This is a genomic window from Micromonospora sp. DT46 (assembly GCF_049841735.1).
Classification (GTDB): domain Bacteria; phylum Actinomycetota; class Actinomycetes; order Mycobacteriales; family Micromonosporaceae; genus Micromonospora; species Micromonospora reichwaldensis.
The window spans coordinates 716514-724764 of record NZ_JBNCKW010000002.1 but is presented as its reverse complement, the minus strand read 5'-3'; the positions used below and the strand labels follow the sequence as shown (position 1 = coordinate 724764).

The 8251-nt window shown below is 75.8% G+C and carries 8 protein-coding genes and 1 pseudogene; 7 read left to right on the top strand and 2 right to left on the bottom strand.

Going from position 1 to position 8251, the window contains the following annotated elements:
* A pseudogene (locus ACLQ20_RS07730) lies at positions 1-332 on the bottom strand (SAM-dependent methyltransferase); the annotation flags it as partial.
* A gap of 225 nt (positions 333-557) precedes the next feature.
* Between ACLQ20_RS07730 and ACLQ20_RS07725 the strand changes: the two are divergent.
* The 7 genes from ACLQ20_RS07725 to ACLQ20_RS07695 all read left to right on the top strand — a co-directional run bounded on the left by ACLQ20_RS07725 (position 558) and on the right by ACLQ20_RS07695 (position 7434).
* The gene (locus ACLQ20_RS07725; protein ID WP_358121521.1) at positions 558-1511 is read left to right on the top strand and encodes a Rossmann-like and DUF2520 domain-containing protein; all 954 of its coding nucleotides are present in this window, start codon (positions 558-560) and stop codon (positions 1509-1511) included.
* A gap of 29 nt (positions 1512-1540) precedes the next feature.
* Positions 1541-2389: a pantoate--beta-alanine ligase gene (gene panC, locus ACLQ20_RS07720; protein WP_151457734.1), complete on the top strand. Its 849-nt coding sequence runs from the start codon at positions 1541-1543 to the stop codon at positions 2387-2389.
* A 36-nt stretch (positions 2390-2425) separates the two neighbouring features.
* Positions 2426-2854, top strand: coding sequence for an aspartate 1-decarboxylase (gene panD / locus ACLQ20_RS07715; protein WP_151457733.1), 429 nt, complete (start codon positions 2426-2428; stop codon positions 2852-2854).
* Between the two features lie 191 nt (positions 2855-3045).
* Positions 3046-3927: a septum formation family protein gene (locus ACLQ20_RS07710; protein ID WP_425854845.1), complete on the top strand. Its 882-nt coding sequence runs from the start codon at positions 3046-3048 to the stop codon at positions 3925-3927.
* A gap of 128 nt (positions 3928-4055) precedes the next feature.
* The gene (locus ACLQ20_RS07705; RefSeq protein WP_358121523.1) at positions 4056-5750 is read left to right on the top strand and encodes an L-aspartate oxidase; all 1695 of its coding nucleotides are present in this window, start codon (positions 4056-4058) and stop codon (positions 5748-5750) included.
* Positions 5747-6643 carry a carboxylating nicotinate-nucleotide diphosphorylase gene (gene nadC / locus ACLQ20_RS07700; RefSeq protein ID WP_327029830.1) on the top strand — a complete coding sequence of 299 codons (897 nt, stop codon included), beginning with the start codon at positions 5747-5749 and terminating at the stop codon, positions 6641-6643. Before ACLQ20_RS07705 ends, nadC begins: the two co-directional genes overlap by 4 nt.
* A gap of 32 nt (positions 6644-6675) precedes the next feature.
* The gene (locus tag ACLQ20_RS07695) at positions 6676-7434 is read left to right on the top strand and encodes a type III pantothenate kinase (RefSeq protein WP_151456720.1); all 759 of its coding nucleotides are present in this window, start codon (positions 6676-6678) and stop codon (positions 7432-7434) included.
* A gap of 13 nt (positions 7435-7447) precedes the next feature.
* On the opposite strand, the gene ACLQ20_RS07690 is transcribed toward ACLQ20_RS07695, so the two are convergent.
* Positions 7448-8188: a class I SAM-dependent methyltransferase gene (locus ACLQ20_RS07690; protein ID WP_425854698.1), complete on the bottom strand. Its 741-nt coding sequence runs from the start codon at positions 8186-8188 to the stop codon at positions 7448-7450.
* Positions 8189-8251 lie beyond the last annotated feature (63 nt).

Sequence of the window (8251 nt, the reverse complement as noted above, 5' to 3'; positions counted from 1 at the left end):
GGGGCGGGGGGGGGGGGGGTGGGGGGGGCGCCGGTGCGGGGGGTCAACCTCCCTCCCCGCCCGGAGCGGGCGGGCTCCCCGGCAACCCCCAGCGCGGCGGAGAGCGCACGCAGCAACTCGCCCCGCCCCGCGCCCACGTCGACCACGCGGAGGTCGGCGGGGTGGCCGAGGGCGGCGTCGACCTGCTGGACGAGCCGCAGCAGCGCGTCGGCGAAGGCCGGAGACGCGTGCACGCTGGTGCGGAAGTGGCCGGCGGGGCCCGACCCGGAGACGAAGAAGCCGCCCGGCCCGTAGAGGGACCGTTCCATCGCGTCCCGCCAGCGCTCCGGCATCAGTTCGTTCCTCCCGAGCTGCCTGTCCTGCCCGCCACCGGCCGGCCGTACGGCGTGCGTCACCGGCCCGACCCTACGGTCAGCCGGTCGGAGCGGACGTTCCATCCCCGGGTGTGCCGCCGGTGCCGCCGGTGAACGTTTTCACACATCCTTGTCCCGCTTCCGTAACCCCGGCGCATACTTGCCATCGACCGGTACCCCTTCTCGAGGACTGGATCGTCGCCCATGAGCGCACCCCCGCGCCCGCGTTCGGCCGCCCCCCACGGGGCCGCCGTACCGCCGGCCGCCACCCCCCGTCTCCTCACCGTCGGCGTCGTCGGCTCCGGCCGGGTCGGCACCGTGCTGGGCGCCGCACTCGCCGCCGCCGGCCACCGGGTCGTCGCCCTCACGGCCGGCTCCGGCGCCTCCCGGGCCCGGGCCGCGCTGCTGCTTCCCGACGTGCCCCGCCGCTCCGCCGCCGCCGTGGCGCGGGCGGCCATTGACCTGCTGCTGGTCGCCGTGCCCGACGACGCGCTCGCCGGGGTGGTCGCCGCCCTGGCCGACGGCGGCGCGCTGCGCCCCGGCCAGGTGGTCGCGCACACCTCGGGCGCGCACGGGCTGGCCGTGCTCGCCCCCGCCGCCGCGGCGGGCGCCCGCCCGCTCGCCCTGCACCCCGCGATGACCTTCACCGGTACGCCGGACGACCTGGCCCGGCTGGCCGGCATCTCGTACGGGGTGACCGCCCCGGCGGAGCTGCGCCCCCTGGCCGCCCGGCTGGTCGCCGACCTCGGCGGGGTGCCGGAGTGGGTCGGCGAGGCGGACCGGCCGCTCTACCACGCGGCGCTGGCGCACGGCGCCAACCACCTGGTGACCCTGGTCAACGAGGCGGCCGACCGGCTGCGCGACGCCGGGGTGGCCCAGCCAGAGAAGGTGCTCGCCCCGCTGCTGCGGGCCGCCCTGGAGAACGCGCTGCGCCTCGGCGACGACGCGCTGACCGGGCCGGTGTCCCGGGGCGACGCCGGCACGGTCGAGCGCCACCTGGCGCGGCTCGCCGCGACTGCCCCCGAGTCGGTGGCGCCCTACCTGGCCCTGGCCCGGCGTACGGCCGACCGGGCCATCGCCGCGGGCCGGTTGCGGCCGGTCGACGCGGAGTCGCTGCTCGGCGTGCTCGCCGGCGACCGGCGCGAGGTGGCGGCGTGACCGGGCCGACGGTGGACGGAGGGGGACAGGTGACGGAACTGGTGCACACCCGCGCCGAGCTTGCGGCGGCGCGCGACGGGCTCAAGGGCACCGTGGGCGTCGTGATGACCATGGGCGCGCTGCACTCCGGGCACGAGACGCTGCTGCGGGCGGCCCGGGAGCGCGCCGACCACGTGCTCGTCACGATCTTCGTCAACCCGTTGCAGTTCGGCCCGAACGAGGACTTCGACCGCTACCCGCGCACCCTCGACGCCGACCTGGAGATCTGCCGGCGGGCGGGCGCGGACGTGGTCTTCGCCCCCGCCGTGGCGGACATGTACCCGGACGGCCAGCCCCGGGTGCGGGTCAACCCGGGCCCGCTGGGGGAGGACCTGGAGGGGCAGAGCCGCCCCGGGTTCTTCCACGGGGTGCTCACCGTGGTGCTGAAGCTGCTCCAGCTCACCCGCGCCGACCTGACGTTCTTCGGCGAGAAGGACTACCAGCAGCTGACCCTGGTGCGGCGGATGGCCCGGGACCTCGACGTGCCGGTCGAGGTGGTCGGCGTGCCGACCGTACGGGAGCCGGACGGGCTGGCCCTGTCCAGCCGCAACCGCTACCTGTCCCCGGCCGAGCGGGAGGCCGCGCTGAGCCTGTCCGCGGCGCTGCGGGCCGGGGCCGCGGCCGCCGACGAGGGCGGTGACGCGGGGGCGGTGCTCGCCGCCGCGCACGCGGCCTTCGGCGCCGGTACGCCCGGCGCGCGCCTCGACTACCTGGTGCTCACCGACCCGGACCTGGAACCGGGGCCGGTCTCCGGGCCGGCGCGGCTGCTCGTGGCCGCCTGGGTGGGCGCCACCCGGTTGATCGACAACGCGGCGATCCGGCTCGCCCCCCGTTCCTGAACCCCGCCCCCGCCACCTTCCGCGAAAGGCATCCCGATGCTGCGCACCATGCTCAAGTCGAAGATCCACCGAGCCACGGTGACCCAGGCCGACCTGCACTACGTCGGCTCGGTGACCGTCGACGAGGACCTGCTCGACGCCGCCGACCTGATCCCCGGCGAGCAGGTGGCGATCGTGGACATCACCAACGGGGCGCGGCTGGAGACGTACGTGATCCCGGGCGAGCGGGGCAGCGGCGTGATCGGCATCAACGGCGCCGCCGCCCACCTGGTGCACCCGGGAGACCTGGTCATCCTCATCTCGTACGGGCAGATGGACGACGCCGAGGCCCGCGCCTACCGGCCGCGGGTCGTGCACGTCGACGCCGACAACCGGGTCGTCGAGCTGAACGCCGACCCGACCACCGCCGCACCCGGCACCGCCGGCGCCCCGATCCCCAATCCCCTCGCCGCCGCCGCCGTCTGACCCGCCCGTTCCCGCTTCCGCCCGCTCCTCCGGCGGCATTCTGTGGGCTTTTGTGCCCTTCGTGACCGCAGGACCCTGTCGGTGCGGGAAGCAGGCGTGCGTGCGGTCTGTCACCGGAAGGTCATCCCTGGGTAATCTGGTTGCCCGTCGAGAGACGCGGGTGGCTGGGGGAGGCCGCTGTGCGCCGTGCGATGACCACCCTGCTCGCTGCCGTCGCCACGGCCGCGCTCCTGGCCGGCTGCGCCGACGCCGGCGGGCTGGACGGTGACCTGGTCGACGACTGGGCGGCCCCGCCCGCCGTAGGGCCCTTCAACCCGGCCGCCGGGGTGTGCCAGGTCGCCGACTTCGTCGACGTGGTGACCCTGGCGGCGTACGCGCCGGTGGACTGCGCCGCGCCGCACCGGGTCGAGACCGTGCACGTGGGCGCCTTCCCGGCCGGGCGGCCCGCCCCGCCGCCGGGCGGCTCGGCCGAGCTGCGGGGCGCCTTCGCCGACTGCGACGCCCGGGCGACCGGGCACGTGGGCACCGACTGGCGGGCGGGGCGGCTGCGGCTGGCGGTGGCGGTGCCGTCCGGGGCGGGCTGGACGGCGGGCGCCCGCTGGTACCGGTGCGACCTGACCGAGGTGAGCACCGTCGAGGCCGCCGCCACGGTGGTGGTCCGCACCGGCAGCCTCCGGGACGCGCTGCGGGGGCCGTCCCCGCTACGCCTCGGCTGCCAGCAGGCCCGCTCCCGGGGCGGGTCGGTGCGGACGCTGCTCCCGGTCGACTGCGCTGCCCGGCACGACGCCGAGTTCGTCGGGGTGTGGCGGGCGCCCGACCGCCCGTACCCGACCCGGGCCGCCGACTGGGCCCCGCTGTACGCCGGTTGCCGCTCGGTGCTCAGCCGCTACGTGGGGGTGCCCGACGACGCCGACCTGCGCTTCCGCAGCGGGGTGGTGGTCCGTCCGCCGGGAGCGGGCCGGTGGCGCGTCGGCGACCGGGGCGTCCGCTGCTACCTCTGGCTCGACGACCGTACGGTGACCGGCTCGCTGCGGGGCGCGGGCCCGGCGGCCCTCCCGGTCCGGACGCGGTAGCGCGCCGGCCCACGCAGGCGGTCCCACGCGTGGCGCCGGCCGGCCTGCCCGGCTCGGGACCCCATGGCCCAAACCACTCGTCCCGCCCCCGCCGCCCCCCGCGAGGACCCTTCGGGTTGACTGTGGGTATGGACCTTCCGACCGTCGACCTGCCGGCGCTGCCCAGACTGCTGGCCGCCCCCGCGCCCGGCTGGGTGGAGACCACCGACGTGATCGTGGTCGGTTCCGGGGTGGCGGGCCTGACCGCCGCGCTGCACCTGCGCGAGGCGGGGCTGCACGTCACCGTGGTGACCAAGGTCGACATAGACGAGGGGTCGACCCGCTGGGCGCAGGGCGGCATCGCCGCCGTGCTCGACCCGCAGGACACGCCGACCGCGCACGCCTCGGACACCGAGATCGCCGGCGTGGGGCTCTGCGACCCGGCGGCGGTGCGGGTGCTGGTCGAGGAGGGCCCCACCCGGCTGCGTGAGCTGATGCGGATCGGGGCGGAGTTCGACCGCAACCCGGACGGCTCGCTGATGCTGACCCGGGAGGGCGGGCACCGGGCCGACCGGATCGTGCACGCCGGCGGCGACGCCACCGGTGCGGAGGTGCAGCGCGCCCTGCACGCCGCCGTGCGCCGCGACCCGTGGATCCGGCTGGTGGAGCACGCCCTGGTGCTGGACCTGCTGCGCGCCCCCGGGGACTCCCCGGAGGGCCTCGGCCAGGCCTGCGGCATCACCCTGCACGTGCTCGGCGAGGGCAGCGAGGACGGCGTGGGCGCCATCCTGGGCCGGGCGGTCGTCCTGGCCACCGGCGGGATGGGCCAGATCTACGCGGCCACCACCAACCCGGCCGTGTCGACCGGGGACGGGGTGGCCCTCGCGATGCGGGCCGGCGCGGCGGTGACCGACGTGGAGTTCGTCCAGTTCCACCCGACCGCGCTGATCACCCCGGCCGGCGCCGGCGTGCCCGGCGCCGGGCACGCCCAGCAGCCGCTGGTCTCCGAGGCGTTGCGCGGCGAGGGCGCCCACCTGGTCGACGGCGACGGCAAGCGGTTCATGGTCGGGCAGCACGAGCTGGCCGAGCTGGCGCCCCGGGACGTGGTGGCCAAGGGCATCCACCGGGTCCTGCTGGCCACCGGCGCGGACCACGTCTTCCTCGACGCCCGGCACCTGGGCGGTGACTTCCTGGCCCGGCGCTTCCCGACCATCGTCGCGTCCTGCCTGGCCATCGGGGTCGACCCGGGGACCGACCTGATCCCGGTCGCCCCTGCCGCCCATTACGCCTCCGGTGGCGTCCGCACGGACCTGCGCGGCCGCACCTCCATCCCCGGGCTGTACGCCTGCGGCGAGGTCGCCTGCACCGGCGTGCACGGCGCGAACCGGCTGGCCAGCAACTCGCTGCTGGAGGGGCTGGTCTTCTCCCGGCGGATCGCCGAGGACATCGCGGCCGGGCTGCCCGAGCAGGCCCAGCCGGCGGCGACGGGCGCCTGGGTGGGCGGCGAGGGCTGGGTGGTGCCGGCCGAGGCGACGCCGACGCTGCAACGGGCGATGACCCGGGGCGCGGGCGTGCTCCGCTCGGCGGAGACCCTCGCCGGGACCGCCGGCGTGCTGACCGGGCTCGGCGAGGGCCGGGGCCGGCCCCGGACGGCCGACTGGGAGGCGACGAACCTGATCACCGTGGCGTCGGCGCTGGTCGCCGCCGCGTACGCCCGCCGGGAGACCCGGGGCTGCCACTGGCGGGAGGACTTCCCGACGGCCGACGAGCGGTGGCACGGCCACCTGGTCGGCGCGGTCGGGGCGCAGGGCCGGCTGACGCAAACGTGGGAGGGAACCCGATGACGGAGTCGACGGAACGGGCACTGCGGGACGCCGGCCTGGATCCGGCGCAGGTGCGGCGGACGGTCGAGGCCGCGCTCGCCGAGGACCTGGGCCCGGATCTCCTGGACGTCACCAGCGTCGCCACCATCCCGGCCGGGCAGACCGACACGGCCGACCTGGTGGCCCGCGCCGACGGCGTGGTGGCCGGGCTGGCCGTGGCGGCGGCCGTGTTCGAGCTGGTCGGCGAGGCGACCGGCGCCGGTCGTACGGTCGAGGTGTCGGTGGTGGCCCGCGACGGCGAGCGGGTGGCGCGCGGCGACGTGCTGGCCACGGTGACCGGCCCCACCCGGCTGCTGCTGACCGCCGAGCGCACGGCGCTCAACCTGCTCTGCCGGATGTCCGGGGTGGCCACCCACACCCGGGCCTGGGCGGACGCCCTGGCCGGCACCAAGGCGATGGTGCTGGACACCCGCAAGACGACCCCGGGCCTGCGCGCCCTGGAGAAGTACGCGGTCCGCGCGGGCGGCGGCACGAACAAGCGGATGGGCCTGCACGACGTCGCGATGATCAAGGACAACCACAAGTTCGCGGCGGGCGGCATCACGGCGGCCTTCCGCCGGGTCCGGGAGACCTTCCCGGACGTGCCCGTGCAGGTCGAGGTGGACACGGTCGCCGAGGCGGTGGAGGCGGTCGAGGCCGGGGCGGACTTCCTGCTGCTGGACAACATGACCCCGGAGATGCTCACCGAGGTGGCCGCCCTGGTGGGGGACCGGGCGGAGCTGGAGGCGACCGGCGGGCTCACCCTCGACGTGGCGGCGCGGTACGCGGCGACCGGCGTCGACTTCCTGTCGGTCGGGGCCCTGACGCACTCCTCGCCGATCCTCGACATCGCCATGGACCTGCGCACCGCGTGAACCGGCGGCCGGGCGTTGTCTAGGCTGCGAGCGTGCTGCTCTGCATCGACATCGGAAACACCAACACCGTGCTGGCGACCTTCGACGGCGACAAGCTGGTGCACTCCTGGCGGATCAAGACCGATGCGCGGGCGACGGCCGACGAGCTGGGCCTGAAGTTCCGGGGCCTGCTCGCCGCGGACGCCGTCGAGATCACCGGGGTCGCGGCCTGCTCCACGGTCCCGGCCGCGCTGCGCTCGCTGCGCAACATGCTCGCCCGCTACTACGCGGACCTGCCGAGCGTGATCGTCGAGCCCGGCGTGCGCACGGGGGTGCAGCTCGCCATCGACAACCCCAAGGAGGTGGGCGCCGACCGGGTGGTGAACACCCTGGCCGCGTACACCCTCTACGGCGGGCCGTCGATCGTGGTGGACTTCGGCACCACCACCAACTTCGACGTGATCAGCGCCCGGGGCGAGTTCCTCGGCGGCGCCTTCGCCCCGGGCATCGAGATCTCCTTCGACGCGCTCGCCGCCCGGGCCGCCCAGCTGCGCAAGGTGGAGGCGGCCAAGCCCCGCTCGGTGATCGGCAAGAACACCGTCGAGTGCCTCCAGTCCGGCCTCTACTTCGGCTTCGCCGGGCAGGTGGACCGGATCGTCGAGCGGATGATCGAGGAGATCGGCGAGGTGAGCGCGGTGATCGCCACGGGCGGGCTGGCCTCGCTGGTGATCAACGAGTGCCACACCATCACCCATCACGAGCCGATGATCACCCTGATCGGCCTGCGGATGGTCTACGAGCGCAACCTATGAGCGTGGCGGTGGCTCAGCGGCGTCGGGCGCGGAAGACGAACGTGCGGTAGGGGAGTTCGACGGACTCCCGACCGGCCAGGTCGGGGTGGCTCGCGAAGAGTTCGCCGAGTTCCCGGTCGATCCTGTCCTGTTCGTCGATGGACGCGGTCAGCCAGAAGGAGCGGGTGTGCAGCATCGCGACCACCTCGTCGGGGGTGAGCGTCGTGGTGTGGGCGAATTCCCCCAGCTCCGTCGGCTCGAAGGCGGAGCCGAAGTCGCCGTACTTCTCCACCACGCTGCCCGCGTTGTCGCCGAGGTGGGCGATCCGGCTCAACTCGGCGACCCAGTCGATGCGCTCGTCCCGGGTGTTCCAGATCGGGGCGAACGTCCCGCCAGGCCGGAGCAGCCGGGCGACCTCGGCGTGCGCCCGCTCCCGGTCGAACCAGTGGTACGCCTGCCCGACGAGCACCGCGTCGGCCGTGCCGTCGGGCAGCGGCACCGCCTCGGCGCTGCCGGCCAGGGCAGTCGTGCCCGGGGTGGCTACCTCCAGTTGGGCGCGCATCGCGGGGTCCGGCTCCACGGGCACCACCTCGTGGCCGAGAGCGAGCACGCCCCGGGTGAGGATGCCGGTGCCGGCTCCCAGGTCGGCGACGCGGGCGGGCGCCTCCACCCCGGCGAGCGCCCACCGCAGGGCGGCCTCCGGATAGCGGGGTCGAAACCGGTCGTACTCGCGTGCGGCGACCCCGAACGACAGGGCGGGAGTGGGGTCCGTCATGGCGGGCAGGTTATCCCGTAACACCTCGCTGGGGCCTTGAGTACGCTCGGGGCCTGACCCCGC